The 24,750-nt window shown below is 73.6% G+C and carries 34 protein-coding genes, 1 pseudogene and 1 riboswitch; of the genes and pseudogenes, 16 read left to right on the top strand and 19 right to left on the bottom strand.

Going from position 1 to position 24,750, the window contains the following annotated elements:
* Positions 1 to 786, bottom strand: coding sequence for an ABC transporter ATP-binding protein (locus tag AC3EUJ_RS24160; protein ID WP_431964672.1), 786 nt, complete (start codon positions 784 to 786; stop codon positions 1 to 3).
* A gap of 303 nt (positions 787 to 1,089) precedes the next feature.
* Between AC3EUJ_RS24160 and AC3EUJ_RS24165 the strand changes: the two genes are divergently transcribed.
* The 3 genes from AC3EUJ_RS24165 to AC3EUJ_RS24175 all read left to right on the top strand — a co-directional run bounded on the left by AC3EUJ_RS24165 (position 1,090) and on the right by AC3EUJ_RS24175 (position 2,320).
* Positions 1,090 to 1,611, top strand: a complete 522-nt coding sequence (locus AC3EUJ_RS24165; protein ID WP_431964674.1) for a DUF3558 family protein — start codon at positions 1,090 to 1,092, stop codon at positions 1,609 to 1,611.
* A gap of 113 nt (positions 1,612 to 1,724) precedes the next feature.
* Complete coding sequence (locus tag AC3EUJ_RS24170) at positions 1,725 to 1,952, top strand: toxin-antitoxin system HicB family antitoxin (RefSeq protein WP_431964676.1); 228 nt, start codon at positions 1,725 to 1,727, stop codon at positions 1,950 to 1,952.
* The gene (locus AC3EUJ_RS24175) at positions 1,949 to 2,320 is read left to right on the top strand and encodes a fic family toxin-antitoxin system, toxin component (RefSeq protein WP_431964678.1); all 372 of its coding nucleotides are present in this window, start codon (positions 1,949 to 1,951) and stop codon (positions 2,318 to 2,320) included. Before AC3EUJ_RS24170 ends, AC3EUJ_RS24175 begins: the two co-directional genes overlap by 4 nt.
* Positions 2,321 to 2,364: 44 nt before the next feature.
* Here AC3EUJ_RS24175 and AC3EUJ_RS24180 read toward each other — a convergent pair whose 3' ends face one another.
* The 6 genes from AC3EUJ_RS24180 to bioB all read right to left on the bottom strand — a co-directional run bounded on the left by AC3EUJ_RS24180 (position 2,365) and on the right by bioB (position 7,848).
* Positions 2,365 to 2,961 carry a DUF4865 family protein gene (locus AC3EUJ_RS24180; RefSeq protein ID WP_431964680.1) on the bottom strand — a complete coding sequence of 199 codons (597 nt, stop codon included), beginning with the start codon at positions 2,959 to 2,961 and terminating at the stop codon, positions 2,365 to 2,367.
* Between the two features lie 39 nt (positions 2,962 to 3,000).
* A complete protein-coding gene (locus AC3EUJ_RS24185) occupies positions 3,001 to 3,564 on the bottom strand; it encodes a TetR/AcrR family transcriptional regulator (protein WP_431964682.1) in 564 nt (187 codons plus the stop codon).
* Between the two features lie 40 nt (positions 3,565 to 3,604).
* The gene (locus AC3EUJ_RS24190; protein ID WP_431964684.1) at positions 3,605 to 4,282 is read right to left on the bottom strand and encodes a class I SAM-dependent methyltransferase; all 678 of its coding nucleotides are present in this window, start codon (positions 4,280 to 4,282) and stop codon (positions 3,605 to 3,607) included.
* Between the two features lie 329 nt (positions 4,283 to 4,611).
* On the bottom strand, positions 4,612 to 5,343 hold the full coding sequence (gene bioD / locus AC3EUJ_RS24195; protein WP_431964686.1) for a dethiobiotin synthase: 732 nt from the start codon (positions 5,341 to 5,343) through the stop codon (positions 4,612 to 4,614).
* Positions 5,340 to 6,632: an adenosylmethionine--8-amino-7-oxononanoate transaminase gene (locus tag AC3EUJ_RS24200; protein WP_431964688.1), complete on the bottom strand. Its 1,293-nt coding sequence runs from the start codon at positions 6,630 to 6,632 to the stop codon at positions 5,340 to 5,342. The genes bioD and AC3EUJ_RS24200 overlap by 4 nt, the downstream gene beginning before the upstream one ends.
* Complete coding sequence (gene bioB, locus AC3EUJ_RS24205) at positions 6,625 to 7,848, bottom strand: biotin synthase BioB (RefSeq protein WP_431964690.1); 1,224 nt, start codon at positions 7,846 to 7,848, stop codon at positions 6,625 to 6,627. Before bioB ends, AC3EUJ_RS24200 begins: the two co-directional genes overlap by 8 nt.
* Before the next feature lie 147 nt (positions 7,849 to 7,995).
* Between bioB and AC3EUJ_RS24210 the strand changes: the two genes are divergently transcribed.
* Positions 7,996 to 9,144 carry an 8-amino-7-oxononanoate synthase gene (locus AC3EUJ_RS24210; RefSeq protein ID WP_431964692.1) on the top strand — a complete coding sequence of 383 codons (1,149 nt, stop codon included), beginning with the start codon at positions 7,996 to 7,998 and terminating at the stop codon, positions 9,142 to 9,144.
* Positions 9,145 to 9,146: 2 nt separating this feature from the next.
* Here AC3EUJ_RS24210 and AC3EUJ_RS24215 read toward each other — a convergent pair whose 3' ends face one another.
* Together AC3EUJ_RS24215 and AC3EUJ_RS24220 are read right to left on the bottom strand one after the other, a co-directional pair.
* A complete protein-coding gene (locus tag AC3EUJ_RS24215) occupies positions 9,147 to 9,398 on the bottom strand; it encodes a DUF397 domain-containing protein (RefSeq protein WP_431964693.1) in 252 nt (83 codons plus the stop codon).
* Positions 9,399 to 9,413: 15 nt separating this feature from the next.
* Positions 9,414 to 10,265 (bottom strand): helix-turn-helix domain-containing protein, encoded by an 852-nt coding sequence (locus tag AC3EUJ_RS24220; RefSeq protein ID WP_431964695.1) that lies wholly within the window; start codon positions 10,263 to 10,265, stop codon positions 9,414 to 9,416.
* Positions 10,266 to 10,550: 285 nt separating this feature from the next.
* Between AC3EUJ_RS24220 and AC3EUJ_RS24225 the strand changes: the two genes are divergently transcribed.
* Complete coding sequence (locus tag AC3EUJ_RS24225) at positions 10,551 to 10,982, top strand: ATP-binding protein (protein ID WP_431964697.1); 432 nt, start codon at positions 10,551 to 10,553, stop codon at positions 10,980 to 10,982.
* 12 nt (positions 10,983 to 10,994) lie between these two features.
* On the opposite strand, the gene AC3EUJ_RS24230 is transcribed toward AC3EUJ_RS24225, so the two are convergent.
* The 4 genes from AC3EUJ_RS24230 to AC3EUJ_RS24245 all read right to left on the bottom strand — a co-directional run bounded on the left by AC3EUJ_RS24230 (position 10,995) and on the right by AC3EUJ_RS24245 (position 13,608).
* Positions 10,995 to 11,639 (bottom strand): GNAT family N-acetyltransferase, encoded by a 645-nt coding sequence (locus AC3EUJ_RS24230; protein ID WP_431964699.1) that lies wholly within the window; start codon positions 11,637 to 11,639, stop codon positions 10,995 to 10,997.
* A 33-nt stretch (positions 11,640 to 11,672) separates the two neighbouring features.
* Complete coding sequence (locus AC3EUJ_RS24235; RefSeq protein ID WP_431964701.1) at positions 11,673 to 12,146, bottom strand: C40 family peptidase; 474 nt, start codon at positions 12,144 to 12,146, stop codon at positions 11,673 to 11,675.
* Positions 12,147 to 12,149: 3 nt separating this feature from the next.
* Positions 12,150 to 12,306, bottom strand: a riboswitch (cyclic di-AMP (ydaO/yuaA leader).
* 351 nt (positions 12,307 to 12,657) lie between these two features.
* Entirely contained in the window at positions 12,658 to 12,960 is a 303-nt protein-coding gene (locus AC3EUJ_RS24240) for a hypothetical protein (RefSeq protein WP_431964703.1), read from the bottom strand.
* Positions 12,961 to 12,966: 6 nt separating this feature from the next.
* Positions 12,967 to 13,608 carry an ATP-dependent Clp protease proteolytic subunit gene (locus tag AC3EUJ_RS24245; protein WP_431964705.1) on the bottom strand — a complete coding sequence of 214 codons (642 nt, stop codon included), beginning with the start codon at positions 13,606 to 13,608 and terminating at the stop codon, positions 12,967 to 12,969.
* Positions 13,609 to 13,692: 84 nt separating this feature from the next.
* Between AC3EUJ_RS24245 and AC3EUJ_RS24250 the strand changes: the two genes are divergently transcribed.
* The 9 genes from AC3EUJ_RS24250 to AC3EUJ_RS24290 all read left to right on the top strand — a co-directional run bounded on the left by AC3EUJ_RS24250 (position 13,693) and on the right by AC3EUJ_RS24290 (position 19,870).
* Positions 13,693 to 13,986, top strand: coding sequence for a type II toxin-antitoxin system Phd/YefM family antitoxin (locus AC3EUJ_RS24250; protein WP_431964707.1), 294 nt, complete (start codon positions 13,693 to 13,695; stop codon positions 13,984 to 13,986).
* Between the two features lie 500 nt (positions 13,987 to 14,486).
* Positions 14,487 to 14,825 (top strand): TetR family transcriptional regulator C-terminal domain-containing protein, encoded by a 339-nt coding sequence (locus AC3EUJ_RS24255; protein WP_431964709.1) that lies wholly within the window; start codon positions 14,487 to 14,489, stop codon positions 14,823 to 14,825.
* Positions 14,826 to 14,938: 113 nt separating this feature from the next.
* Positions 14,939 to 15,241, top strand: coding sequence for an urease subunit gamma (locus AC3EUJ_RS24260; protein WP_431964711.1), 303 nt, complete (start codon positions 14,939 to 14,941; stop codon positions 15,239 to 15,241).
* A 9-nt stretch (positions 15,242 to 15,250) separates the two neighbouring features.
* The gene (locus AC3EUJ_RS24265; protein ID WP_431964712.1) at positions 15,251 to 15,562 is read left to right on the top strand and encodes an urease subunit beta; all 312 of its coding nucleotides are present in this window, start codon (positions 15,251 to 15,253) and stop codon (positions 15,560 to 15,562) included.
* Complete coding sequence (locus tag AC3EUJ_RS24270) at positions 15,555 to 17,276, top strand: urease subunit alpha (RefSeq protein WP_431964714.1); 1,722 nt, start codon at positions 15,555 to 15,557, stop codon at positions 17,274 to 17,276. Before AC3EUJ_RS24265 ends, AC3EUJ_RS24270 begins: the two co-directional genes overlap by 8 nt.
* Before the next feature lie 15 nt (positions 17,277 to 17,291).
* Complete coding sequence (locus AC3EUJ_RS24275) at positions 17,292 to 17,966, top strand: urease accessory protein UreF (protein WP_431964716.1); 675 nt, start codon at positions 17,292 to 17,294, stop codon at positions 17,964 to 17,966.
* Positions 17,967 to 17,976: 10 nt separating this feature from the next.
* Positions 17,977 to 18,672 (top strand): urease accessory protein UreG, encoded by a 696-nt coding sequence (gene ureG / locus AC3EUJ_RS24280; RefSeq protein WP_431964718.1) that lies wholly within the window; start codon positions 17,977 to 17,979, stop codon positions 18,670 to 18,672.
* Complete coding sequence (locus AC3EUJ_RS24285) at positions 18,669 to 19,430, top strand: urease accessory protein UreD (RefSeq protein ID WP_431964720.1); 762 nt, start codon at positions 18,669 to 18,671, stop codon at positions 19,428 to 19,430. The genes ureG and AC3EUJ_RS24285 overlap by 4 nt, the downstream gene beginning before the upstream one ends.
* Complete coding sequence (locus tag AC3EUJ_RS24290; RefSeq protein ID WP_431964722.1) at positions 19,427 to 19,870, top strand: type II toxin-antitoxin system PemK/MazF family toxin; 444 nt, start codon at positions 19,427 to 19,429, stop codon at positions 19,868 to 19,870. Before AC3EUJ_RS24285 ends, AC3EUJ_RS24290 begins: the two co-directional genes overlap by 4 nt.
* Before the next feature lie 60 nt (positions 19,871 to 19,930).
* Here AC3EUJ_RS24290 and AC3EUJ_RS24295 read toward each other — a convergent pair whose 3' ends face one another.
* Positions 19,931 to 20,242, bottom strand: coding sequence for an antibiotic biosynthesis monooxygenase family protein (locus tag AC3EUJ_RS24295; protein ID WP_431964724.1), 312 nt, complete (start codon positions 20,240 to 20,242; stop codon positions 19,931 to 19,933).
* Between the two features lie 194 nt (positions 20,243 to 20,436).
* Positions 20,437 to 20,742 (bottom strand): hypothetical protein, encoded by a 306-nt coding sequence (locus AC3EUJ_RS24300; RefSeq protein ID WP_431964726.1) that lies wholly within the window; start codon positions 20,740 to 20,742, stop codon positions 20,437 to 20,439.
* Positions 20,743 to 20,930: 188 nt separating this feature from the next.
* On the opposite strand from AC3EUJ_RS24300, the gene AC3EUJ_RS24305 reads away from it, so the two are divergent.
* Complete coding sequence (locus AC3EUJ_RS24305; RefSeq protein WP_431964728.1) at positions 20,931 to 21,290, top strand: hypothetical protein; 360 nt, start codon at positions 20,931 to 20,933, stop codon at positions 21,288 to 21,290.
* A gap of 81 nt (positions 21,291 to 21,371) precedes the next feature.
* Here the strand turns inward: AC3EUJ_RS24305 and AC3EUJ_RS24310 are convergent, their stop codons facing one another.
* From AC3EUJ_RS24310 to AC3EUJ_RS24325, 4 genes are all read right to left on the bottom strand, one after another.
* Positions 21,372 to 21,734 (bottom strand): cupin domain-containing protein, encoded by a 363-nt coding sequence (locus AC3EUJ_RS24310; protein WP_431964730.1) that lies wholly within the window; start codon positions 21,732 to 21,734, stop codon positions 21,372 to 21,374.
* A gap of 9 nt (positions 21,735 to 21,743) precedes the next feature.
* Positions 21,744 to 22,574 (bottom strand): TIGR02452 family protein, encoded by an 831-nt coding sequence (locus AC3EUJ_RS24315; protein ID WP_431964732.1) that lies wholly within the window; start codon positions 22,572 to 22,574, stop codon positions 21,744 to 21,746.
* A gap of 26 nt (positions 22,575 to 22,600) precedes the next feature.
* Positions 22,601 to 23,671 carry an NAD-dependent epimerase/dehydratase family protein gene (locus AC3EUJ_RS24320; protein ID WP_431964734.1) on the bottom strand — a complete coding sequence of 357 codons (1,071 nt, stop codon included), beginning with the start codon at positions 23,669 to 23,671 and terminating at the stop codon, positions 22,601 to 22,603.
* A gap of 78 nt (positions 23,672 to 23,749) precedes the next feature.
* The gene (locus AC3EUJ_RS24325) at positions 23,750 to 24,466 is read right to left on the bottom strand and encodes a lysophospholipid acyltransferase family protein (protein WP_431964736.1); all 717 of its coding nucleotides are present in this window, start codon (positions 24,464 to 24,466) and stop codon (positions 23,750 to 23,752) included.
* 140 nt (positions 24,467 to 24,606) lie between these two features.
* Here AC3EUJ_RS24325 and AC3EUJ_RS24330 point away from each other — a divergent pair.
* Positions 24,607 to 24,750 (top strand): annotated as a pseudogene (locus tag AC3EUJ_RS24330) (S1 family peptidase); the annotation flags it as partial.

The following is a 24,750-nucleotide window of genomic DNA, read 5'->3' on the forward strand; positions in this document are numbered from 1 at the left end:
CTATCCCTGCTTCCGCAGCGCGTCGAACCGCTTGAGCCGTTCCAGGACGCCGTCCGCGCTGGGTTCGTGCATCTCGTCGACGATCCGTCCGTCGCCCAGGAAGAGCACGAGGTCCGACCATGCCGCCGCCGTGGGGTCGTGGGTCACCATGACCACGGTCTGGCCGAGCGCGTCCACGGCCTCGCGGAGGAAGCCCAGCACCTCGCCGCCCGCCTGCGAGTCGAGGTTGCCGGTCGGCTCGTCGGCGAAGATCAGCTGCGGGCGGGAGGCGAGGGCGCGGGCGCACGCCACGCGCTGCTGCTGACCGCCCGACAGCTGGGCGGGACGGTGCCCCAGCCGGTCGCGCAGGCCCAGGGTGTCGATCACCCGGTCCACCCACTCCCGGTCGGGCTTGCGGCCGGCGATGTCCATGGGGAGCGTGATGTTCTCGGCGGCCGTGAGTGTCGGCAGCAGGTTGAACGCCTGGAAGACGAAGCCGACCTGGTCACGGCGGAGCCGGGTCAGTTCGCGTTCCGCCAGACACGTGATCTCGGTCTCGCCGATCCAGACCTGCCCCGAGGTGACCGAGTCCAGCCCCGCCAGGCAGTGCATGAGGGTGGACTTGCCGGAGCCGGAGGGCCCCATGACGGCCGTGTAGCGGCCGCGGGCGATCTCCACGTCCACCGCGTCCAGTGCCACCACCCGGGTCTCGCCGGTTCCGTACGCCTTCGTGAGCGCCGTTGCCCGCGCGGCGGGTTCCGCTCCCGCCTCGATGCCCTCTGTGTCCGCTGCCGTCCATGTCGACACGCTTGCCCCCAACGTGAGGAAGTGCGCACTTGTCCGTATGCGACCCGAGCGTAGGTCGTCGGGTGCGGCGCCGCATCGTCCCGAGGGGTGAGCGCCGGGACGCGCGGGCGCCCGCCGTGCGACCGCGTCCGGCTGAAACCGGCCGGCCCTCCTCATACGTCTGTAGGTGCACCCGCGCCGGGCGCGCTGTGACCGGGGCGGGGCGAGGACACCTGCCGAGGGGGGACCGAATCGATGGTGCACGCACACGTCAGGGCCGGGTCAGGTGATCGCGGGCGCACGCGGGGTCGGGCGGGGCTGCCCGTGGCGGCACTGCTGGTCCTGGCGCTCCAGGGGTGCCAGGACACGGCATCCGGCGACGCCGGCGGCAAACCGCCCTCGCCCGCGCCGAGCGCCCCGGACGCGGCAGGATCGTCCGCGGCCTCCCCGGCGCAGCCGTCCTCGTCGCCGACCGGCGGGACGGCCGGCGACCCGTGCGCGCTGGTGACGCATCAGGAGGCCGAAAGCCTCGCCGGTACGGCCCTCGAACCCGGCCGGGAACTGGAGGGGACCTGCACCTACCCCACGCCCGAGTCCGGCCCGACAGCCCAGGTCGAGGTCTTCGCGGGGGAGTCGGGGAAGAACTACTACGACGCCGAGCGCGGGCTCGGCCACGAACTGAAGCCGCTCGACGGCATCGGTGACGAGGCATGGCTGGAGGACGGATCGGTCTTCCTGCGCGTGTCCGGGCGGTGGGTGGCGATCCGGCTGGTCCGCAACGAGGACCCGGCCCGGTTCGACAAGCCGCTCGAGGAACTGGCGCGCACGGTGGCGAGCCGCCTCTGAAGGCGCACACCGTGCGCCCCGGAGCCCGGACCGGCTCCGGGGCGCACGGGTTCCCGGGCGGATGGCCTGGCAGCCGCTTGCCACTGCTAGTGCTTCAGCGCTAGCTTGACGGTATGGCCAAGACGCAGTTGAACGTGCGGGTGGACGAGACCACCGCCGCGGCCGCCCGAGAGCAGGCCGCGCAGCGGGGCGTCAGCGTGAACCGGTACATCGAGGAGCTCGTCCGGGAGGACGCCGGCGAGCGGGGCCGCAGCTTCGTCGAGGCCGCCGCCGACTTCATGCGGCGCTACGAGTCCGTCTTCGCCGAGGAGTTCGGCGCGGAGCGCGAAGGCCGCCGTTGACCCTGCGGATCGACCTCCCCTGGCTGCTCATGGTCGCCGAGTACAACACCCCCGGTGACCCCCAGGTGACCGACTGGGGTGCCCTCGTCGCCGCGGTCAGCCGCCACCAGGCGGAGATATTCGGCGTGCCCGTCTACTCCGACCCCTGTGAGCGGGCCGCGAGCCTGCTGCAACTGCTGGTCCACGTGCCGGCCCTGGAGCGGTCCAACGCGCTGTTCGCCTCCGCGGTCGCCTACGCCTATATGGTGGCCGGCGGCCTGAAGGTCGCCACGTCCCCCGAGCAGGTGCGCGACCTGGCGCGGCTGGTCAAGGGCGGCACCGCCGACGTGCACGAGATCGCCGACGAGCTGCGCTCCTGGTGCGTCTGACGTGGTGCGTCCGACTTGACGTCCGACGTGGTGCGTCCGGGTGGCTACGCCCACCGGCGGCCGGCCGGCACCTCGTCCAGGTGCGGGGCCGACAGATGCAGCACCTCGTAGCGGTCCGGGTCGGTGACGCCGGCGGCCGGCGTCCGGTCCCAGAGCGTGAAGAGGACGGTCTCCCAGTGGCGCGGGTCCACGGCCAGGAGGGTCGTGTGGACGCCGGCCGTGGCGGCGCGCTCCTCCCACGCCTCCAGCGCCCGGGCCACCGGCCCGCGCGGGTCGGCCCCGGCGGGGATCCGCTGCCGCAGGCGGCTCGCGGCGCTCGGCGCGGTGCCGAAGGCGGGCCCCGGACGGTAGGCGACGCCCGTCCAGTGGCTGACGTCCGGGCGCCCGAAGTCGTCGACGATCCCGCCGAAGCCGCCCCCGCCCCACAGGAAGCGGTTCATGCCGCTGGTGTCCTCCCAGAGGTAGAAGGGCGCGTACTCGTTGACCGGGGAGCCCTCCGTGCCGCGCTCGCGGATCAGGTAGGCCTTGAAGCCCAGGCCCTCGTATGCGTCCGTGAGCCGGCCGCGGCCGGCGACCCGGTCGCGGATGATCTTCATGTCGTAGTCGGCGGGCAGCGTGATTCCGTACTGCATCGCGTACATGTGTCCCCCCTGGTGTCGTACCTGTGTGCCGGGGCCCGCTCAGGCCCGCTGGGCCAGCAGGGCCAGCGCGCCGCTGACGGCCTGGTCGAAGGGCGCGGCCGCGCCGGCCGCGCGGGCGAGCACGTAGCCGCCCTGGAGCACGGCCACGAGCGCGGCCGCGATGTCGCCGGTGTCGAGGCCGGGCGCGATCTCGCCGCGTGCCTGGCCCTCGGCGAGCACGTCCGCCAGCCGCTCGCGCAGCCACTCGAAGGTCTCGTCGAGCGGCGCCCGCAGCCGCGGGCTCGCGACGACCTCCGGGTCCTGGGTGAGCCGACCGATCGGGCAGCCCCGCAGCACGTCGCGCTCGCGGCGCAGGTAGCGGGAGACCCGCTCGACCGCCGTGCCCGGGAGCGAGAGTTCGTGCTCGGCGGTCTCCCGCATCTGTTCGGCGGTGCGGCGTACGGCGGCGAGCGCGAGTTCCGGCTTGCCGGAGAAGTGGTGGTACATGCTGCCCTGGCCGACGCCCGAGCGCTGCTGGATGGCCTTCGGGCTGGTGCCGAGGTAGCCGCGTTCCCAGAGCAGCTCGCGGGTGCTCTCGATCAGGCGCTCCGGCGTCGTCTCCATGCCCCCAGTGTACATACCAGTAGGTACAGAGCTGCGGAGCTCAACCGCGCCGGCGTGCGGTGGCCAGGATGTGCGGGGCGCTCGGCACGGGCAGCGTGAGGCCCTTGGCTCGCTCCGGGACGCGGAAGCGGCGCAGCTCCAGCACCTCGAAGCCGGCCGCCTCGACCGCGCCGAGCGTGTCCCGGCCGGTGCGGCAGCCGCCGAACAGCAGCGGCCACAGGGTGCGGTCCACCGTCCACTGCAGCGCCGCGTGCCCGCGCCCCTCGGCCCGGCAGTGCTCCAGCAGCCGCAGTTGCCCGCCCGGGCGCAGCACCCGGTGGATCTCGGCCAGGGCGCGCTTCTGGTCGCGTACGGAGCACAGCACCAGCGACGCCACCGCCGCGTCGAAGGCCTCGCTCTTGACCGGCAGCGCCTCGGCGACGCCGGGCACGACGTCCACGGGCACCTCGGCGTACTGCGCGGCGTCGCCGGCCAGCCGGCGCAGATGCCGCTCCGGCTCGATCGCCACGACCTCGGCGACGGTGCGCGGATAGTGACGGAAGTTCAGGCCCGAGCCCGCGCCGATCTCGATGACCCGGCCGGAGAGACCCGCGAGCGCGGTCTCCCGGTACGCGCCGAAGCCCGCGCGGGCGTCCATCACCGGGCCGCAGCGGGCGTAGAAGCGGGCGAACAGCGGGTGATGGACGGGTTCGCGGGTCACACCGATGCGGCGCCCCATGGCCGGCCCCCTTTCGCCTCGGCATTCCCTCACTCCGATTCTGCCGCTCCGGAGCCCGCCCCAAGCCTCCCCGTACCGGGGTGAATTCGGCGTGTCGCCCGCCGTCCGGCGCGAGCGCGGTCGCACGGGACGTTCGGGGAGGGGTGCCGCCCCCGGAATCCGGCGGACCACGGGCGGCCGAGGCCGCGCCGTCGGGCCGGCTGCCGATGCCGCCGGTCCTGCTCGCCTTCGCCCGTGCCCTTGGGGGGCCGCCCGCCCCGGAAGCGCCCTCACGCGCCACCCCCGGGCGTGTCCGCGCGGGACGGGCGGGGGCCGGACGGTGGAGCGGGTCAGGCGGGGCTGGGGGGTGCCCAGTGCGTGGTGAAGGCGGTGGCGTCCCAGATGCCGCCGATGCGGGGGGAGAGCCAGCCGGGTGCCGCCTGGCGGAAGACGGCGGGGTCGAGGGCGGCCGCGCCGGCGGGCAGCGCGCCCAGGAGCGGGATGGCGGTGACGTCGGGGAGGTCGGCGACGTTGCAGCGGGCGGCCAGGTCCGGGTCGTCCGGCCAACTGCCGATGACGAAGCCCGCGCACGTCAGATCCCGGGCCTTCAGCGCCTCCGCCGTCAGCGCGGCACCGTTGAGGGTGCCGAGCCCCGCCGGGGCGACCACGAGCACCGGGGCCGCGAGCATCCGTGCCGCGTCCGCCAGCGTGGCGCCCACCTCGTCGAGACGGACGAGCAGCCCGCCGGCGCCCTCGACCAGGACGATGTCGTGCACGGCCGCCAGCTTCGCCGCCGCCTCCGCGATGTCGGCCGGGCCCACCGGCGCGGTCCCGGAGCGCCGTGCGGCCGTCGCGGGCGCCAGCGGTTCGGGGTACCGGGCCAGTTCGACGCTCGTGACCTCCGGGCCGGCGAGCCGGGTGACCTCGGCGGCGTCGCCCGGCTCGCCGGGGCCCACGCCGGTCTGCGCGGGCTTCAGGTACGCGACGCTGTACTGGCTGAACAGCGCCGTGGCCGCGATCGCCGCCGTGGTCACCGTCTTGCCGATCTCCGTGCCCGTACCGGTCACGAACAACACCGTCATGCCGCCTCCGCCGCCGCGCGCACCGCCGCGCAGATGCGCGCGATGTCCTCGTCCCCCGTGATGTACGGGGGCATCGTGTAGATCAAGTCCCGGAACGGCCGCAACCATACCCCGCTGCGGACGGCGGCCCGCGTCGCGGCGGCGAGGTCGGCCTGGTGGTCGAGCTGGACGACACCGATCGCGCCCAGCACCCGCACATCGCGTACGCCCGGGAGCCCGGCGGCGGGCGCGAGCCCCTCGCGCAGCCCGGCCTCGATCCGCTTGACCTCCTGCGCCCAGTCCTGGCCGAGCAGCAGGTCGAGGGAGGCGCAGGCGACGGCCGCGGCCAGCGGGTTGCCCATGAAGGTCGGGCCGTGGGCGAGCACCGGCACCTCGCCCCGGGAGATCCCGTCGGCGACGCGCGAGGTGCACAAGGTGGCGGCCATCGTGAGGTAGCCGCCGGTCAGGGCCTTGCCGACGCACATCACGTCCGGGCAGACCCCGGCCTGGTCGGCGGCGAACAGCGTCCCGGTCCGCCCGAAGCCGGTGGCGATCTCGTCGAACACCAGCAGCACGTCGTGCTCGTCGCAGAGCTCGCGCAGCACGCGCAGATAGGCGGGGGAGTGGAAGGTCATGCCGCCCGCGCCCTGCACGACGGGCTCCACGACGACCGCGGCGAGTTCGTGCGCGTGAGCGGCGATCGTCTTCCGCAGGTGGCCGGCGTACGCCTCCTCGTACGCGGCCGGCGGCGCGTCCGCGAAGACCTGCCGGGGCAGGACGCCGGACCACAGCCCGTGCATGCCCCCCTCGGGGTCGCAGACGGACATCGGCTGCCAGGTGTCGCCGTGGTAGCCGCCGCGCCAGGTCATCAGACGCTGCTTCTCCGGCCGCCCGAGCGAACGCCAGTACTGCAGGCACATCTTGACCGCGACCTCGACCGACACCGAGCCGGAGTCGGCGAGGAATACGTGCCGTAGCGGCTCGGGGGTGATCTCGACCAGGCGGGCGGCGAGCCGCACGGCCGGCTCGTGGGTGAGCCCGCCGAACATCACGTGGCTCATCCGGTCCAGCTGGCCGCGGGCCGCCTCGTTGAGCACCGGGTGGTTGTAGCCGTGGATCGCCGACCACCACGACGACATGCCGTCGACGAGTTCGGTCGCGCCCTCTACCGGCTCGGCGAGCCGCAGCCGGACCCCGGCCGCGGACTCGACGACGAGCGGTTCGTGACGGCCCGGCATGGGCCCGTACGGATGCCACACGTGCTCCCGGTCCAGGGCCAGCAGCTCGCGGGGGGTGAGTGGCTCAGGCATTGGGCGGCAGGTCCGTGCCGGTGCCACGGCGGCGCACGGCCACCAGGTCGGTGCGGGTGGCACCGGCGGCCGCCGGCTGCGCGGCGCCGGCCTGGACGTCACCGTGGGCGTGGCCGCCGCACGGGCCGCAGCCGCCGCCCTCCCCCTCGCCGTGCGACCCGCAGCCCGCGGAGGCGTGCGAGCCGCAGCCCCCGGCCGCGGCCGCCGCGTCCGCCCGGTGTCCGGGCAGGGTCACCTCGCCGGCGCCCTCCACCTCGAAACCGGCGTCCGCGATCATGTCGAGGTCGGCCTTGCCGGCTTGGCCCTCGCTGGTGAGGTAGTCGCCCAGGAAGATGGAGTTCGCCAGGTGCAGCGCGAGCGGCTGCATGCTCCGCAGGTGCACCTCGCGGCCGCCCGCGATGCGGACCTCCACATCGGGACAGACGAACCGCACCATCGAGAGAATCCGCAGGCACCGCTGCGGGGTGAGGTTCCACTCCTTCGCCAGCGGGGTGCCCTCGAAGGGGATGAGGAAGTTCACCGGGACGGAGTCGGGGTCCAGCTCGCGCAGCGCGAACACCACGTCGACCAGGTCCTCGTCGCTCTCGCCCATGCCCGCGATCAGTCCGGAGCAGGCCGACAGGCCCGCCGCCTGGGCCTGTTGCACCGTTTCGACCCGGTCCGCGTAGGTGTGCGTGGTGGTGATGTCCCCGTAGGTGGCTTCCGAGGTGTTGAGGTTGTGGTTGTACGCGTCGGCACCCGCGCCACGCAGCCGCTCGGCCTGCCCGTCGGACAGGAGGCCCAGGCAGGCGCAGACCTCGACGGCCTCGTTCTGCTCCTTGATGGTCTCGATGGTCTTGGAGACCCGGTCCACGTCGCGGTCGGTCGGGCCGCGACCGCTGGCCACCAGGCAGACCCGCTTGGCTCCGCCGGCGACCCCCGCCGCCGCGGCGGCCGCCGCCTCGTCGGGCTTCAGCCAGGTGTATTTGAGGATCCCGGCCTCCGAGCCGAGCCGCTGCGAACAGTACGAGCAGTCCTCCGGGCACAGTCCCGACTTGAGGTTGACCAGGTAGTTCAGCTTCACCCGGCGGCCGAACCACTTGCGGCGCACCTTGCCGGCCGCGGCCACCACGTCGAGGAGTTCCTCGTCGGAGGTCGCCAGGACGGCGAGCGCCTCCTCGCGGGTGGGCAGCTCGCGGCGCAGGCCCTTCTCGACCAAAGCATTCAGCAGATCCATGCCGCGATCCTGGCGTACCGCACGGGCCCGGGCCAATGGGGCATGCCACAAGACAGCTCGCGCAGAGTGTGTGCATCACCACACCGTGCGAGACGATCCGGCACACTACGGTGGCGCCGAACCCTCCGCCGACCCCTGGGGACGACCATGAGCCGCGACCCGTTCGACTGGATCGACGCGCACGCCGAACGGCGTCGCGCCGCCGGACTGGTGCGCACGCTGCGGCCGCGGCCCGCGCGGTCGGCCCTGCTGGACCTCGCCTCCAACGACTACCTGGGGCTCGCCCACCACCCCGAGGTGACCCGGGCCGGCGCGGACGCCTGCCTGCGCTGGGGCGCCGGCTCGACCGGTTCCCGGCTGGTCACCGGCAGTACGGAGCTGCACGCCGAGCTGGAGGCCGAACTGGCCGCCTTCTGCGGTTTCGAGGCGGCGCTGGTCCTGGCCTCCGGCTACGCCGCCAACCTCGCCGCCGTCACCGCGCTGACCACCGAGCCGGACACCCTCATCGTCTCCGACAGCGGCAACCACGCCTCGCTCATCGACGGCTGCCGGCTCTCCCGCGCCGCCACCGAGGTCGTGCCGCACGCCGATCCGGACGCCCTGCGCAAGGCACTCATCGGCCACGGCGGGCCCGCCGTGGCCGTCACCGACTCGGTGTTCTCGGTGGACGGCGACGCGGCCCCGCTCGGTGCGCTGGCCGCCGCCTGCCGCGAGCACGGCGCGGCGCTGCTGGTGGACGACGCCCACGGCCTCGGGGTGCTCGGTCCCGGGGGCCGTGGAGCGGCCGCGGAGGCGGGACTGGCGGGCGCGCCCGGACTGGTGTGCACCGCCACGCTCTCCAAGTCCCTGGGCAGCCAGGGCGGAGTGGTGCTGGGACCGGCCCGGGTCATCGAGCACCTGGTCAACGCCGCTCGGACGTTCATCTTCGACACGGGCCTCGCCCCGGCGGCGACGGGCGCGGCGCTCGGCGCGCTGCGCCTGCTGAGGCGGGAGCCGGAACGCGCCGTACGGGCCCGGGCGGTCGCCGGCGAGCTGTACGAGCGGCTGGTGGAGGCGGGGCTGGACGCCACCGTGCCGGACGCGTGCGTCGTGTCGGTGCGGGCGCCGTCACCCGAGGCGGCCGTCGCGTGGGCCGCCGCGTGCCGTGCGGCGGGTCTCGCCGTGGGCTGCTTCCGGCCACCGTCCGTGCCCGACGGGATCTCGCGGCTGCGGCTCACCGCGCGGGCCGATCTGACCGACCGGGAGATCGGCGACGCCGTGGGGACGATCGTCCGTACGGCGCCGCCGCGCCCCTGAACTCAGGGGTGTTCGGTCAGGTTCCCCGTCGCCACGGCGGCGAGGAACTCCGCCCAGGCCGCCGGGGGGAAGAGCAGGGCGGGGCCGCGCACATCCTTGGAGTCGCGTACGGCGAGCTGACCCGAGAGCGGCCCGTCTCCGATGAGGGCCGTCTCGACGCAGTTGTTCGCCGCCGTGCTGTAGCTGCTGCGTCGCCAGTTCACGCCGAAGAGGGACGCACTGGAGGTGACGTACTGAGGCAGGACATTGGACATGGGGGGCGTGCCTCCTTACGCGCCTTTGCCGATGCCGGAGATGAAGGACAACGACTGCTCACTCGACAGGGCATGGGAGCGCAATCGATTGAAGGCAGCACCGTACGCCCTGACGTCCTCGTGCTGATCCAGATAGAGACTACTCGTCAAATGGTCGAGAACAACCACGTCGAGATCAGCAATGCGCGGAAATGAGAAGATTACGAAAGGCCCTGTGACGCCTATATGCCCACCGGCCGAGAAGGGCAGCACCTGCAGATGCACATGAGGCAGTGAACCCAGTTCCACAAGATGGCTCAATTGCGCCGCCATCACTCCGGGCCCCCCGACACTCCGGCGCAGCACCGCCTCGTCCAGTACCGCCCACAACTCCAGCGGCGGATCGGCGCGCAGCACCGCCTGGCGGGCCATCCGCACCTGCACCAGGGTCGCGATCTGCCGCGGACCGAGCTGCGGCAGGACCGAGCGGGTCAACTCACGGGCGTAGTCCGGGGTCTGCAGCAGTCCGGGAACCACCGTCGTCTCCAGGGTTCGCGCCCGGCAGGCGTCGGTCTCCAGGGAGATGAAGTCCCGGTAGGCGGAGGGAAGTTCCTCCCGGAACTCATGCCACCAGCCGCGCCGGTCGCCCTCGCTCGCGAGCGCGGCGAGCATCTCCCGCAGCCGCTGGTCGCGCACGCCGTACACGTCCAGCAGCGCCGTGACGTCCTCGGGGCGCACCCCGCTGCGGCCGGTCTCGATCCGGCTGACCTTGGACTGGTGCCACCCCAGCCGCTGGGCGGCCTCACCGCTGGTGAGCCCCGCCGTGTCGCGCAGACGGCGCAATTCCGAGCCGATCTTGCGGCGGCGTACCGCCGGCACCTGCTGCATGGTGTGTGCACCTCCCGGTTCCCGGCACCCCCGCCGGTCCCCGGGCGAAGTCTGCCGCGCAAATACGTTCTCTCGTAGCAGAGTTCACCGCTTTGGGCGACAGATATATGCATATAGCTGTGGTGACACCTGATTAAGGGCACGATGAGTGACACTCTGGCGCGTGAGTGCCGAACGGGGACGTGCCGCGTGGGCGGGGCACGGCGCCTTCGGCTGTCGCGCGCGCGGCCACGGGCGCGGCGGGCGCCGGCGTCCTGGTCACGGCGGGAAAGGGACAGCGTCGCCATGGCAGACCACCAGGAAGCATCCGTCACCCTGCCGAGCGACCCTGCCTCGGTCCCCGCGGTACGTCGCTACGTGAGCGACCTGCTGGTGGAGTGGGGCATGCCCGAGGATTCGGACCCCGCCGACTCCGTCCGGCTCATCGTCTCCGAGCTGGCGACCAACGCGGTGCTGCACACCCTCGGCCAGTCGCCGACCTTCACCCTCGACGTCCAGCTGGACCGGGACGAGCAACTGCGCATCGGGGTCACCGACAGTCACCCCCGGTGGCCCCAGCGGCTGCCCGCCGCCGTGCAGCAGGACAACGGGCGCGGCATGGTGATCATCCGTCATCTCACGGTGGAGGCGGGCGGCACGCTCCTGGTCACCCCCACCGCGGAGGGCGGCAAGACGGTCTGGATCAGCCTGCCCTGGGCCACTGCCGCCGTCGAGTGACCCCAGTGGCCCTCAGTCCTCCCGTGTGAGCAGCAGCGCCTCGGCGCCCATCGGGACGAAGCCCGCCGCCGTGAGCGCCCGCACGCTCGCCGCATTGCCCGGGGCGATCTGCGCCCACACGGTCTCGCCCCCGGGGACGAGATGGCGCGCCGCAAGCGCGAGCCGGCGGCCGAGGCCCGCGCCGCGTGCCCCCGGGTCGACCTCCAGGGCCGCCTCCCAGCGGCCCGCCACGCCCCGGCCGGTCAGGACCGTGCCCCCGGGCACCGTCCACGCCCGGACGTCGTCACGGTGCCGCAGGGCCCGGGCGATCCGCGGGTGGTCCCGTTCGGCGGTCTCCCGCAGGGGCAGGCCCAGCGCGGCCGGCGGCCGCCCAGGCAGCGCCGGCGCGGCGGTCAGCAGGTCGACGTTGTTCACCGTGCGGTCCAGCAGCCCGCACAGCGCGGTGAGGAACGGCGGATCGAGCGGTGCCGAGAGGTCGCCGGGCGGCAGCAGCCCGCGGATCCGCCCCGGGTCGGCGTCCGCGAAGACCACGGCGTGGGCGGTGAAGGCGATCACCCCGGCGTCGCGCGGCGTGGGCTGCGGCACGACCGTCACCGAGCCGTCGGCGGGCGGGAAGACGCCCACCGCGGCGTCGGCGAGGATTCGTTCCAAGGACACACCGGCACGCTACCGGCACGTCCGCGACCGGGGTCACTTCACCCGGCCGTACCAGACGCTGCGGCTCCAGATCATCTCCAGCCGCACCCGCCCGCCGGGCTTGGGGGAGTGCCAGATCTTGCCGTGCCCGGCGTACATCCCCACGTGGTAGACGTTGCTCCCGTAGTGGAAGAACACCAGGTCGCCGCGGGTCCGTGCGGACTTCCGGATGTGCCGGACGCTGTTGTACTGCGCCGCCGCGGTGCGGGGCAGCTTCTTGCCCGCCTTCTTGAAGGAGTAGAAGGTGAGCCCGGAGCAGTCGAACCTGCCGGGGCCGGCGGCCCCGTACTGGTACGGCGCGCCCTTCTTGGACGCCGCGATCCGCAGCGCCTTGGTGGAGACCGTCGCCGCGTCGGCCTGCTGGGCGAGCTCCGGCAGTACCGCGGGACCGGCCACGGCGGCCGCCGTGAGGGCGGATACCGCCCCCAGCCGGCACAGGACCCCGGACATGGCTGTTGGCGCACTCATGCGCAACCCTTCGTCGTCCGCCTGCGAAGGATGACCTGTCGGGTTCGGGCAGGCGAAGATGCCCGGCCGCGGCTGCGGCTTCACCCCAAGGGTCCGGCGACCGGCGCCGGACCCGTACTGCTCGGGTCCTCCGCTCCTGCCGGTGCGTCGTTGTCGACCTGGCATCCGCGCGGCGGCAGGATTCGGCGTCCGCGCGGACCGCCCCGCCGGGATGACGGGGGCTTGTCGTCAAAGGGATGATCACCCACCGAAGCGACCGATTCCCAGCGCAACCGGTCGAATGTGAGTCTGTTCACGACTCACCTATTCGGGTGGACTCCGCGACGCAGGGCCCGGACTGACGACTCGAAAGGAGTCGAACACCAGGGGCGGAGCGTCAGATTCCGGATGAGTGCGGCCGTGTCGCGCAACTTGTGACCACTCGGCCGTCCACGGCAGATACAACGATCGGGCGAGTCCATTCGGTTCGAGTTCGCGTCGCCCGAACGGACCAGTGCGTCGTGACGCTCCGTCAGCGACGGTGGGGCGGCAAGGTGACCTGGCCGGTGCGCCGTTCGCCGTCGAGCACCCGCAGCGCCCGTTCCATGGTGGCCGTGTGCACCTCGCTCTCACCGCGCATGTGCATCAGTGTCAGCGCGTCACGCAGCTCCGTCGCCCGCCCCACCAGGGCCTGCGCGGCGCGCAGCGCCCCGTAGGTGTCCCGGGAGCGGGACGGGTTGATCCGGCCCAGCAGGTCCACGACCTCCAGATAGGTGTCGACGAGCTCGCCCTCGGCCCGCGTCAGGGCCGGGAGCGGTGGCAGTTCGGGTACCACGGCCGGTCACCGCGCGGAGTGCGGGGGGCGGCCGGCGCCGTCCTTGCGGCTCAGCGTCAGCCGGTCCACCAGTCCGTAGGCGAGGGCCGATGGAGCGTCAAAAATGGTGTCCCGTTCGATGTCGGCCCTGATCCGCTCCGGTTCCTGTCCGGTGTGCCGTACCAGCAGCTCCTCCAACTGATCACGGCGGCGGAGCAGTTCCGCGGCCTGGATCTCCAGGTCGGCCGTGGTGCCCTGGATCACCTCCCCGAACGAGGGCTGGTGGATCAGCACCCGCGAGCCGGGGGTCGCCAGCCGCTTGCCGGGCGTTCCGGCGGCGAGCAGGACGGCCGCCGCCGAGGCCGCCTGGCCGACGCACACCGTCGACACGTCGCAGCTGACGAACTGCATGGTGTCGTAGATCGCGGTCATCGCGGTGAAGGACCCGCCGGGCGAGTTGATGTAGAGCGAGATGTCCTGCTCCGGGGCGGCTGCCTCCAGGTGGATCAGCTGCGCCATCACGTCGTTGGCCGAGGTGTCGTCGATGGGCGTCCCGAGCAGGACGATCCGCTCCTGGAGCAGCTTGGAGTACGGGTCCATGGAGCGCACGCCCTCGCTGGTGCGCTCGGTGAACTCGGGCAGGACGTAGCGGGCGGTCGGTCGAAGCATCGCTGCACCTCCGTGGGCACCTGGGCAGGGGTGCCCGTCGCTGTAAAAAATGTACAGGACGTACATCTCGTTATGATGGGGAGCATGGCCCACGAAGTCCCGGTGACACAAGCGCGTGCGGAACTGGCGGAACTGATCAACCGCGTCGTCTACGGCGGTGAGCGGGTGGTCGTGACACGTCACGGCAAGCCGCTGGTCGCCCTGGTTTCCTCCGCTGACCTGCAACGACTCCAAGAACTGGACGCCTCCCCCGTGGAGGCGGTGGTCAGTACGGTCTCCTCGGTGCGCGGGGCGGTGTCCGCCACGGGCGAACGCCGCCGCTTCGGTATCGCCGCGGAGCACCGCGGTACGACGAACGCCCGCCACGACGGCGCCTGAGCGGCGGCTTCCGGCGGGCGTTGCCCGTAGGCGTGCGGCGGTCGGTCAGCCGTCCGCCGCCCGGTGGCGGGCGCGTACGGCCCCGGCCGCCAGTGCCGGCGGCCCCAGCAGGGCCCAGGTGGCCGGCACCGCCACCGGACCGAAGGCCCCGTGTCCGTCGAAGAAGGCGCTGCCGCGGATCGGTGAGCCCCCCGGCGCCGGGTGGCGGCAGCCGGCCCAGGACGCCCACCGCAGCGGGAAGCATCTCCGGTTCGGAGGTCACCCCGGAGAACGGGTCGCCGGGCAGGGCGACCAGCAGCGCGGCCGGTGCGATGCCCACGCGGCCCAGCAGCGCCGACAACCCGCCCCGGCGGCCGCGATGGCCGGCGTGGTGAGCCCGATCGCCCCCGCGTTCACCCACCCGTCACCGCCCGGCGCGCCCAGTCGGCTCTGCGCCAGGGCGGCCCCGGCGACACCCGTGAGCGCTGGTCACCGAGCCGCTGCCCGCCCCGGGGCAGGTCGTGGCCCGGCTCTTCGGGCTGCCGCCGCTCGGCGACGACGGCGCCGCGCCGCGGCTCGCCGCGCGGGTCTGGAGCCAGGCGTTGCGCAACCCCGTCCCCGCCGGGCGGCTGGGGCAGGGATACGCCCGGGTGGTCGCGGGACTCGTGTCGTACGCCGATGAGCTGAGACGCCGTGGCATGCTGCCGGAGGACGCCGAGCCCGACGAGGTCGCCCGCTCCCTGATCGGCACGGTCCAAGGGGTGATGCTGCAACGCGCGCTGTTCCCCGAGGCCGACGTCACCACCTTCCGCGGCGGACCGCGCGCGCTCGCCGGCTTCACCCCGGAACCCGGGAGTTAACGCGGACGAAACGCCGCCGAACTAGCCTGCGGCTTCCGGACAACGGCAGAGCGGATCCGCGCGCCGGGACGCCCCGCGGGCCCGTTCACCCGGGACGACTGCGAGGTGTGGCCATGCAATTGACCCCCCACGAGCAGGAACGCCTGCTCGTCCACGTCGCCGCCGACGTGGCGGAGAAACGGCGGGCCAGGGGCCTGCGGCTGAACCACCCGGAAGCCATCGCCCTGATCACCTCGCACCTCCTGGAGGGCGCCCGGGACGGCCGCACCGTCGCCGAGCTCATGGCCTCCGGCCGCAAGGTGCTCACCAGGGACGACGTCCTGGAGGGCGTGCCGGAGATGATCCACGACGTCCAGGTCGAGGCCACCTTCCCGGACGGCACCAAGCTGGTCACCGTCCACGAGCCGATCGTCTAGGGGCGCCGCGTGATCCCCGGGGAGATCCTCCACGCAGCCGAACCGGTCGCGCTCAACGCGGGCCGGCCGGTCACCCGGCTGACCGTGCTGAACTCCGCCGACCGGCCGGTCCAGGTCGGCTCCCACTACCACTTCGCAGAGGCCAACCCCGGCCTCGTCTTCGACCGCGCCGCGGCCCGCGGCAAGCGCCTGGCCGTCGCCGCCGGGACCGCCGTGCGCTTCGAGCCCGGCATCCCCGTCGAGGTCGAGCTCGTACCGCTGGGCGGCGCGCGGATCGTGCCGGGGCTGCGCGGCCAGACCGGAGGTGCTCTCGATGGCTGAGATCCCGCGTGCGGTCTACGCCGACCTGTTCGGGCCCACCACCGGGGACCGTGTACGGCTCGCCGACACCGACCTGCTGATCGAGGTCGAGAGGGACCTGTCGGGGGGCGCCGACGGCTCGGGCGACGAGGTCGTCTTCGGCGGCGGCAAGGTGATCCGCGAGTCGATGGGGCAGGCCCGCGCCACCCGGGCCGAGGGCACCCCCGACACGGTGATCACCGGCGCCGTCGTCCTGGACCACTGGGGCGTGGTCAAAGCCGACATCGGCATCCGCGACGGGCGGATCGCTGCGCTGGGCAAGGCCGGCAACCCCGACACCATGGACGGCGTCCACCCGGACCTGGTCATCGGACCCGAGACGGAGGTCATCGCCGGGAACGGCAAGATCCTCACCGCCGGGGCCGTCGACGCCCACGTCCACTTCATCTCCCCGACGATCGTGGACGAGGCCCTGGCCTCCGGCATCACCACACTCGTCGGCGGCGGCACCGGCCCCGCCGAGGGCACCAAGGCCACCACCATCACGCCGGGACCCTGGCACCTGGCCAGGATGTTCGCCGCACTGGAGCACTACCCGGTCAACATCGGCCTGCTCGGCAAGGGCAACACCGTCTCCCATGAGGCGATGCTCTCCCAACTGCGCGGCGGGGCCGTCGGCTTCAAGATCCACGAGGACTGGGGTGCCACCCCGGCCGCCATCGACGCCTGCCTGACGGTGTGCGAGCCGACCGGCGCCCAGCTCGCCGTCCACACCGACACCCTCAACGAGGCCGGATTCGTCGAGGACACCCTCGCCGCCATCGCCGGACGGGGCATCCACGCCTACCACACCGAGGGCGCGGGCGGCGGACACGCGCCGGACATCATGACCGTCGTCGCCCACCCCAACGTCCTGCCGTCCTCGACCAACCCGACCCGTCCGCACACCGTCAACACCGTCGACGAGCACCTCGACATGCTGATGGTCTGCCACCACCTCAACCCCACCGTCGCGGAGGACCTCGCCTTCGCCGAGTCGCGGATCCGGCCAGGCACGATCGCGGCCGAGGACGTCCTGCACGACCTGGGGGCGATCTCGATCATCTCCTCGGACTCCCAGGCCATGGGCCGGGTCGGCGAGGTCGTCCTGCGCACCTGGCAGACGGCGCACGTCATGAAGCGGCGGCGCGGCGCCCTGCCCGGCGACGGGCGGGCCGACAACCTGCGCGCACGTCGATATGTCGCCAAGTACACCATCAACCCCGCCGTCGCCCAAGGTCTCGACGGCGAGATCGGCTCGGTCGAGAGCGGCAAGCTCGCCGACCTGGTGCTGTGGGACCCGGCGTTCTTCGGTGTCAAACCGCAGCTCGTCCTCAAGGGCGGCCAGATCGCCTACGCGCAGATGGGCGACGCCAACGCCTCCATCCCGACCCCCCAGCCGGTCATGCCGCGGCCCATGTTCGGCGCGATCGGCGGCGCTCCCGCCGCCAACTCCTTCACCTTCGTGACGCACACCGCCCTCGAGGACGGTCTCGCCGAACGCCTCGCGCTCGGGAAGCGGTTCCTCCCGATCCGCGACACACGGCGCGTCACCAAGGCGGACATGCGCGAGAACGACACCATGCCGCGCGTCGAGGTGGACCCCGACACCTTCACCGTCCGCATCGACGGAGACGTCGTCGAACCCGCCCCGGCCATGGAACTCCCCATGGCCCAGCGGTACTTCCTGTTCTGAACGGGCGGGGGGACGATGAACCGCGCCGCGCTGCTGCTGCTCGCCGACGGCCGCTTCCCCGCCGGGGGCCACGCCCACTCCGGAGGAGCCGAGGCGGCGGTCGAGGCGGGCCGGATCACCGGGCCCGGCACGCTGGAGGAGTTCTGCAGGGGCAGGCTGCACACCACGGGCCTGGTGGCCGCGGCGCTCGCCGCCGCGGCCGCCGCGGGAGCCGACCCGCTCACGCTGGACGAGGCCGCCGACGCCCGCACCCCCTCACCCGCGCTGCGGCAGACCGCCCGCCGCCTCGGCCGGCAGATGCTGCGGGCCGCCCGCGCCGCCTGGCCGTCACCCGGGCTCGACGCGCTGGCCACCGCCCGGCCGCGGGGCGCCCACCAGCCCGTCGTACTCGGCGTCACGGCGCGGGCCGCCGGCCTCACCTCGCTCGACGCCGCCCACGCGGCGGCGTACGAGGCCGTGACCGGGCCGGCGACCGCCGCCGTACGCCTGCTGAGCCTCGACCCGTTCGCGGTGACCGCCGTGCTCGCCCGGCTCGCCCCGGACCTGGACGAGGTCGCCGCCCGGGCCGCCGACGCAGCCCACCGCTGCCTCACCGAGGGCACCGGCGCCCTGCCGGCCGCCTCCGCGCCCCTGCTCGATGTGTACGCCGAGGCCCACGCCGGGTGGCCCGTCCGCCTCTTCGCCTCCTGAAGGGAGCTTCATGCACCTCGACCACGACCACGCCGTCTTCCCGCAACGGCACACCTGGGCCACACGCACGGCCCGCCCCGACGGCAGCCGCCGCGCGCTACGGGTCGGCCTCGGCGGCCCGGTCGGCTCGGGCAAGACCGCCACCGTCGCGGCGCTGTGCCGCGCGCTGCGCGACGAGTTGTCCATCGCCGTCGTCACCAACGACATCTACACGCGCGAGGACGCCGACTTCCTCCTGCGCCACGCCGTCCTGCCGCCCGAGCGGATCGCCGCCGTGGAGACCGGCGCGTGCCCGCACACCGCGATCCGCGACGACATCTCGGCCAACCTCGAGGCCGTCGAGGACCTGGAGGACGCCCTCGGGCCGCTCGACCTCGTCCTGGTGGAGTCCGGCGGTGACAACCTCACCGCCACCTTCTCCAAGGGTCTGGTCGACGCCCAGGTCTTCGTGATCGACGTGGCCGGCGGCGACGACATCCCGCGCAAGGGCGGCCCCGGCGTCACCACCGCGGACCTGCTGGTCGTCAACAAGACCGACCTCGCTCCGTACGTCGGCTCCGACCTCGGCCGCATGGCGCGCGACGCGCGGCAGCAGCGCGGCGACCTGCCGGTGGTGTTCACCTCCCTCGTCGCCGAGAACGGCGTCGCCCCCGTCGCCGAGTGGATCCGTATGCGGCTGGCGGCCTGGGCAGCCATCCCCGCGTGAGCGGCGTCCACGCCACCGCGCGGATCACCGCCGTCCCGGACGGCCGCGGCGGCACCGCGCTGCCCGAACTCACCGGCGACGGGCCGCTCGCGCTGCGCCGTACGCGCTCCGCCGACGCAACGGCGGCCCGGGTGACGGTCGTCGGCGCCATGACCGCCCCGCTCGGCGGCGACCGGCTGGCCCTGCACGTCAACGCCCGGCCGGGCGCCGTGCTGCACGTGGACGCGGCGGCGGCCACCGTCGCGCTGCCCGGCCGCGGCGGGGAGCAGGCGCGGTACGACGTACGGCTCACCGTCGGCGAGGACGCCGTGCTGCACTGGCTGCCGGAGCCGCTGATCGCCGCGGAGGGCTGCGACCTGCTGATGACCACCGCGGCCGAACTCGCCCCGGGCGCCCGCCTGGTGCTGCGCGAGGAGCAGATCCTCGGGCGGGCGGGGGAGCGGCCGGGCCGGCTCACGACCCGCCTCACGGTGCGGATCGGCGGCCGTCCGCTGCTGGACCAGGAGCTCTCCTTCGGGCCGGGCGCGGCGGGCGGGACCGGCCCCGCCGTCCTGCACACGCACCGAGCGGTGGGACAACTGCTGGTCGTGGACCCCGCGTTCGAGGAGAAGCCGGTGGAGCCCCGGGTGCCGGTACGGGACACGGAACAGGGCGAGGCCGTGCTGACCCCGCTCGCCGGTCCTGCCGCCCTGCTGACCGCCCTCGCGCCGGACGGGCTGTGCCTGCGCCGCATGCTGTCGGCTAGCGTGGCCCCGTGACGTCGATAGACACCGAGAACCCGGGCCGCTACGGCCCCCACGCGACCACCGAGGCACAGCCGGAGCAGGTCGGCCCCGTCCGCACCGAGTACGCGCCGGCCCACGACGGCGACCCCGACCCGGGCGAGATCGTCTGGACATGGGTGCCCTTCGAGGAGAACGACGGCCGCGGCAAGGACCGTCCGGTCCTCGTCGTCGCGCGCGAGCCGGGCGACACGCTGCTCGCGGTGCAGCTGTCCAGCAAGGAGCACAACGACGACCGCGAGTGGGTCGCCATCGGTTCCGGACCGTGGGACAAGTCCGGCCGCGCGTCCTGGGTGAACGTCGACCGCGTGCTGCGCGTCCACGCCGACGGCATGCGCCGCGAGGCCTGCGCCCTCGACCGGGGCCGCTTCAACATCGTCGTGAACCGGCTCAAGGAGCTGTACCGCTGGCGCTGACGCGTCCGCGGACCGGCCCCCGGGGCGGGCACCGCCCCGGGGGCCGCAGCCGGCGCCGCGTCAGGGCTTCACGTCGGCGACGACCGCGTACTGCGTCGACTCGTGCTCCAGGATGCACTCCCGCAGCCCGACGCGCCGCGCCTTGAAGTCCTCGCTCGCCAGGTACGCGAGGTACTGGTCCAGCGACCGCCACTCGCTGGTCACGATCCAGCTGTCGGGGTCCGTGAGGGACCGGCACAGCTGCGAGCTGATGAAGCCGTCCGCCTTGACGATGCCGCGGTGCACGAGGTCGTATGCCTGCGCATACTGATCCCCCTTGCCCTTGTGAAGCCGAATCCGCAGAACGACGCGTGTCTTCGGAGTGCTGTCCATGGAACCTCGATCCTTGGGGGCGCGAGGACCGTGCGCACGCCGCAGCCGCGCTGAGGACGGTGGCGTGGGGCCCGGGCGGGCCGCTCGATCGCACGGGGCGGTGCGGGAGTCGCGTGCCAGGGGCCGTCGAGCCGGGTCCCGGGACGGTCGCCCGGGGGACCGCCTCGTCCATCCCGGGAGGATGGCGCGCCCAGTCACCGCCGTCCCCTCGACTGTGCGGCCGTCACCCGGGCGGGGCAAAAGGCGCTGAGCCGAACGGGTGAGCGGGCCCCGGGACTACGGCCCCGGGCCCCGGTCAGCAGGCCGGTCAGCACCGCCGCCGCCCCACCCGCGCCGTCCCGGTGGAGCACCTCCGTACGGTGGACGAGCCGCGGCTCGGTGAACGGCACCGCGACGACGCCTGCCGCCCCCTCGGCCGCGGAGCGCGGCAGCAGCGCCGGACCGAGCCCCGACCTGACGAGTTCCAGCACCGTCCGGCCCTCGGGCCCCTCATGCCGCACGCTTGCCTCATCGTTCGTCAGCGGCCCCGCCGAGGCGGCCGTGGAGCATGCCGCCAACCGCCGCTCCGGCCTTATGGGTTGGTAAAGAAACACTCATAAGATCTTCTCCCGGAGGCCTGCGGGACGAAAGGATCCCCCTGCAGTTGTGTTCGGGCCGCCACGAGCGGCACCAACAGCAGGGGGAGTTCATGGTCAGACGCATGGCCGTGCTCGGGCTGACCGCGGCCCTGATAGCCGGCACCGTCGCCACGGCGGCACCGCAGACCGCGGTCGCCCGCAGTGGGCCGACGACCCACGGACACGGCGGCGCCGCCGAGGCCCACGGCGTACGGATCGCCGCGGCACACGCCGCCAGGACGGGCATCGACTGGGTCGCCTGCCCGGCGGACTGGGGCCTCGCGAGCCCCGTCCAGTGTGGCTGGGTGACCGTACCGGTGGACTACGCCAAGCCCCACGACCGGGTCACCAGCTACTTCGTGTCGGGCAAGCTCGACCGGTCCGACGTGACGTGCGCCCCGCACGCCGCTCCGGTGCCGCCCGCGAGCTGACCCCACCGCGGCACACAGCCAAACGGCCCCGGCGCGCACACAGGGCGCGCCGGGGCCGTCCGGCGTTCCCGGACCGGGCGGCTACCCGAGCCGTACCCCGGTCGTGCCCGCGTCCTCGTTGCCGTCGCCGGTGTTGACCGTTCCGCGCGGCTCGAACATCAGGATGCGGGTGCCCACCTCGGCGCGCGGCCGGTGCGGCACGCCCCGGGGCACCGTGAACACCTCGTGCGGGCCGAGGGTCACCGTGCGGTCCGGCAGGTCCAGGTGCAGCCGTCCGGCGAGGACGAGGAAGAACTCGTCGGTGTCCGCGTGCGCGTGCTCGGCGAAGTCGCCCTCGACGTTGGCGACCTTCACGTCGTAGTCGTTGACCTCGGCGAGGACGTGCGGCATCCACTTCTGGTCCACGGCGTCCATCACGGTGTCGATGTTGCGCTTGTCGCTCATGTGACTCCTCTACGCGGGGAAGGCGGCGGCGAAGGCGGCCCGGGTGGGCGAGTCCGCGCGCCGGTCCAGTACGGCGAAGACGACCCGGCCGAAGCGGTCCGCGAACCGCCCGCCCGGCCCGAGGTGCCCGCGGAAGGCGGCGGCGACCGCCGCCGGGTCGTTGCGGAACACCCCGCAGCCCCAGGCGCCCAGCACCAGGGAGGGGTAGCCCTGCACCGCCGCGACCTCGAGCACCCGGCCCGCCCGTGCCGACAGCGCGGCGGGCACCCGGTCCACGGTCTCCGGCTCCTGACGGGCGATCACTCCCGCGTTGGGCGCGGCGGAGGTGAGGAAGCCGGCCTCGAAGGGCTCGTCCAGCAGGACGCCGTGCTCGTCGCGGAAGACCGGGACGCCGGGGGAGTGGATCACCCGGTCGCTGTAGAAGGGGCTGCGGTCCTCGCGGTGCCGGTCGTAGAACTCCCGCACCGTCAGCAGCGTCGTGTACAGCGCCGACGCACGGCAGAGCGCTTCCTCCTGGGCCTGCGCACCGTTGACGTAGCCGCCGCCGGGGTTGCGTGCCGAGGCGAAGTTCAGCACGGCGACCGGGGCCCCCGGGGCCTGCTTCACCAGCCGGCGCGCCGCCTGCAGGCTGTCCTCGCCGGTCACCTCGAAGGCCGTCGGCCCGACGCCGTCCGCGCCGGGACCGGGATCGACGGGCCCGGGGCCGTACATCCGCGTCCCTCGCACGGCCCGGTCGACGGCCTCGCCGATCGCCACGTCCACGCCGCGTGCCGTGCGGTAGCGGCCGCTCGCGACAAGGCCTTCCGTCTCCTTGGCGAGGGCCCGCAGCCGCGCACTCATGTCCCGTCCCTTTCCACGCCCCGAGGCTATTCGGCCTCCCGGGGTCCGGCGAGGGGTTTTCCGGCTGCCAGCCAGCGGTCCTCGGCCTCGTAGTCGAACAGGTCGCCGAAGCGGTCGTAGGTCGAGGCCAGGACGGGGAAGGCCTCCCGCCAGTCCCGTCCGCCGAGCCGCTCGACCAGCCAGGCCACGTTCTCCGGCAGGGACTCCGCGTAGCCGGTCACGGCGCGGTAGCCCAGCTCGCGCTCCGCGGCCGACATGTCCAGCACGAAAGGGTGCGCCGTGGTCCACGGGGTGTCGCCGACGTTCTTCGCCGGCGGAGGGCCGTCCACGGCGTACGTCTGCGCCCGGTGGCCCAGCACCGCGTCGATCGCGTCCGCGATCTCCGCCACCGTCGGGGCGTACGGGTCACCGGCGTTGAGCACCCGCGAGCCGGGGCGGCGGGCGGCCAGCCGCACCAGCTCGCCGAGGTTCGAGGCGTGCACGGGGTGGAAGCGGCTGGCGCCGTTGTACGCGAGCACCCGGAACGGCCGCCCGTCCACGGCCCGCTTGACGAAGTACAGCTCCCGCGGCCGCAGGCTGTGCGGGCCGTGGACGGCCCCGGCCCGCAGCAGCGTGACGGGCAACCGCCCCTCCGCCGCGAGCAGGTCGCGCTCCAGCGCCACCTTGCGCGCCGAGTAGCCGCCCTCGCCGGGGGCCAGCACCGGTTGCGTCTCCGCGATGGGCACCGGGAAGACGGGCGCGCCGTCCGGTTCCCCGCCGGTGTCCAGGCTCCTGCCCCGGCCGTCCTCGTAGACGGAGCAGCTGGAGACGACGACCGCGGAGCCGATGCGGTCCGCGAGGTCGGTCAGCTGCCGGGCGTGCTCCGGTCCGTAGGCGACGCAGTCCAGCAGTACGTCGCAGCCTTGGCCGAGGGCCGCCGCCAGCGCGGCCGTGTCCTCGCGGTCCACGGCCACCGGCCGGACCCCGTCGGGCCACTCCACGTCACCGCCGCCCCCGCGGGAGGCGGCCCGCACCTCCCAGCCGTCCTCCGCCAGGGCGCGCACCGCCGCCCGGCCGATCTGTCCCGTGGCCCCGATCACCAATGCGGTTCCTGTCATGACGGGAACGCTAGGCGGGCCGGGGCGGCCGGGACCAGGGCCGTTCGCCGTGCGCGGATCCGCCCAGGGCGCAACCGGTCAGGCCCCGCGGCGCAGCCGGGAGCCGATGCCGGACTGGCCCTGCTGCTCCGCCTTGACCTCGGCGGCGTAGCGGTCGACGTACTCCTGGCCGGACAGGGCGAGGATGGCGTACATGATCTCGTCCGTGGCCGAGCGCACCACGTAGCGCTCGTTGTCCATCCCCTCGAAGCGGGAGAACTCCAGCGGTTCCCCGAAGCGGATCCTCACCGGCTTGATGCGCGGCAGGCGCCGGCCGGCCGGCTGGATCTCGTACGTGCCGATCATCGCGCACGGGACCACCGGCACCCCGGCGCGGATGGCCATGGTGGCCACGCCGACCTTGCCCTTGTAGAGGCGCCCGTCGTGGGAGCGGGTGCCCTCGGGGTAGATGCCGAGGAGTTCGCCCTTGGCGAGCACCTTCATTCCCTCGCGGATCGCCGACTCGCCCGCCTTGCCGCCGGAGCGGTCGACCGGGATCTGCCCGATGCTGTGGAAGAACGCCGCTGTCAGCCGCCCCTTGAGGCCGGTGCCGGTAAAGTACTCGGCCTTCGCCAGGAAGGTGATGCGGCGCGGCAGGATCGCGGGCATCAGGAAGTGGTCGGAGAACGACAGGTGGTTGCCGGCGACGATCGCCGCGCCCTCCTCCGGGATGTTCTCCATGCCCTCGATCCTCGGACGGAACAGCACCCGCAGCAGCGGGCCGAGGATCACGTACTTGAGCACGTAGTAGAACACGGACTGACTCCCAACTGGCGCCGGTCGGTTCCGGCGGCGTTCTGCCAGGTCACATCGCGATTCCAGGATCGTCAGTCTAGGCGCGGCGGGTGCCGGGCGTCACCGGGGCCGCGGGCGTGTACCCGTTCGCGCGGAACCGGGGCGACCGCGGCGGCTCATTCATCAGTGGCGACCAGGCCCAGGGCGTCACCTCCCGAGGCTGGGGCAGCTGCTCCTCCGGAGGCGGCGCCTGGTTCCGGCCCGTCAACCCGATCCAGGCCCGATACGGCCTGACCCCGCACACC

The organism is Actinacidiphila sp. bgisy160, from assembly GCF_057707815.1.

Bases quoted from the DNA above. Each gene is read 5' to 3' on its own strand.
- AC3EUJ_RS24170 (WP_431964676.1), top strand. From the start codon at position 1,725: ATGGCCAAGACGCAGTTGAACGTGCGGGTGGACGAGACCACCGCCGCG.
- AC3EUJ_RS24180 (WP_431964680.1), bottom strand. From the start codon at position 2,961: ATGTACGCGATGCAGTACGGAATCACGCTGCCCGCCGACTACGACATG.
- AC3EUJ_RS24185 (WP_431964682.1), bottom strand. From the start codon at position 3,564: ATGGAGACGACGCCGGAGCGCCTGATCGAGAGCACCCGCGAGCTGCTC.
- AC3EUJ_RS24190 (WP_431964684.1), bottom strand. From the start codon at position 4,282: ATGGGGCGCCGCATCGGTGTGACCCGCGAACCCGTCCATCACCCGCTG.
- bioD (WP_431964686.1), bottom strand. From the start codon at position 5,343: ATGACGGTGTTGTTCGTGACCGGTACGGGCACGGAGATCGGCAAGACG.
- AC3EUJ_RS24200 (WP_431964688.1), bottom strand. From the start codon at position 6,632: ATGCCTGAGCCACTCACCCCCCGCGAGCTGCTGGCCCTGGACCGGGAG.
- bioB (WP_431964690.1), bottom strand. From the start codon at position 7,848: ATGGATCTGCTGAATGCTTTGGTCGAGAAGGGCCTGCGCCGCGAGCTG.
- AC3EUJ_RS24210 (WP_431964692.1), top strand. From the start codon at position 7,996: ATGAGCCGCGACCCGTTCGACTGGATCGACGCGCACGCCGAACGGCGT.
- AC3EUJ_RS24215 (WP_431964693.1), bottom strand. From the start codon at position 9,398: ATGTCCAATGTCCTGCCTCAGTACGTCACCTCCAGTGCGTCCCTCTTC.
- AC3EUJ_RS24220 (WP_431964695.1), bottom strand. From the start codon at position 10,265: ATGCAGCAGGTGCCGGCGGTACGCCGCCGCAAGATCGGCTCGGAATTG.
- AC3EUJ_RS24225 (WP_431964697.1), top strand. From the start codon at position 10,551: ATGGCAGACCACCAGGAAGCATCCGTCACCCTGCCGAGCGACCCTGCC.
- AC3EUJ_RS24235 (WP_431964701.1), bottom strand. From the start codon at position 12,146: ATGAGTGCGCCAACAGCCATGTCCGGGGTCCTGTGCCGGCTGGGGGCG.
- AC3EUJ_RS24245 (WP_431964705.1), bottom strand. From the start codon at position 13,608: ATGCTTCGACCGACCGCCCGCTACGTCCTGCCCGAGTTCACCGAGCGC.
- AC3EUJ_RS24250 (WP_431964707.1), top strand. From the start codon at position 13,693: ATGGCCCACGAAGTCCCGGTGACACAAGCGCGTGCGGAACTGGCGGAA.
- AC3EUJ_RS24260 (WP_431964711.1), top strand. From the start codon at position 14,939: ATGCAATTGACCCCCCACGAGCAGGAACGCCTGCTCGTCCACGTCGCC.
- AC3EUJ_RS24270 (WP_431964714.1), top strand. From the start codon at position 15,555: ATGGCTGAGATCCCGCGTGCGGTCTACGCCGACCTGTTCGGGCCCACC.
- AC3EUJ_RS24275 (WP_431964716.1), top strand. From the start codon at position 17,292: ATGAACCGCGCCGCGCTGCTGCTGCTCGCCGACGGCCGCTTCCCCGCC.
- ureG (WP_431964718.1), top strand. From the start codon at position 17,977: ATGCACCTCGACCACGACCACGCCGTCTTCCCGCAACGGCACACCTGG.
- AC3EUJ_RS24295 (WP_431964724.1), bottom strand. From the start codon at position 20,242: ATGGACAGCACTCCGAAGACACGCGTCGTTCTGCGGATTCGGCTTCAC.
- AC3EUJ_RS24305 (WP_431964728.1), top strand. From the start codon at position 20,931: ATGGTCAGACGCATGGCCGTGCTCGGGCTGACCGCGGCCCTGATAGCC.
- AC3EUJ_RS24310 (WP_431964730.1), bottom strand. From the start codon at position 21,734: ATGAGCGACAAGCGCAACATCGACACCGTGATGGACGCCGTGGACCAG.
- AC3EUJ_RS24315 (WP_431964732.1), bottom strand. From the start codon at position 22,574: ATGAGTGCGCGGCTGCGGGCCCTCGCCAAGGAGACGGAAGGCCTTGTC.
- AC3EUJ_RS24320 (WP_431964734.1), bottom strand. From the start codon at position 23,671: ATGACAGGAACCGCATTGGTGATCGGGGCCACGGGACAGATCGGCCGG.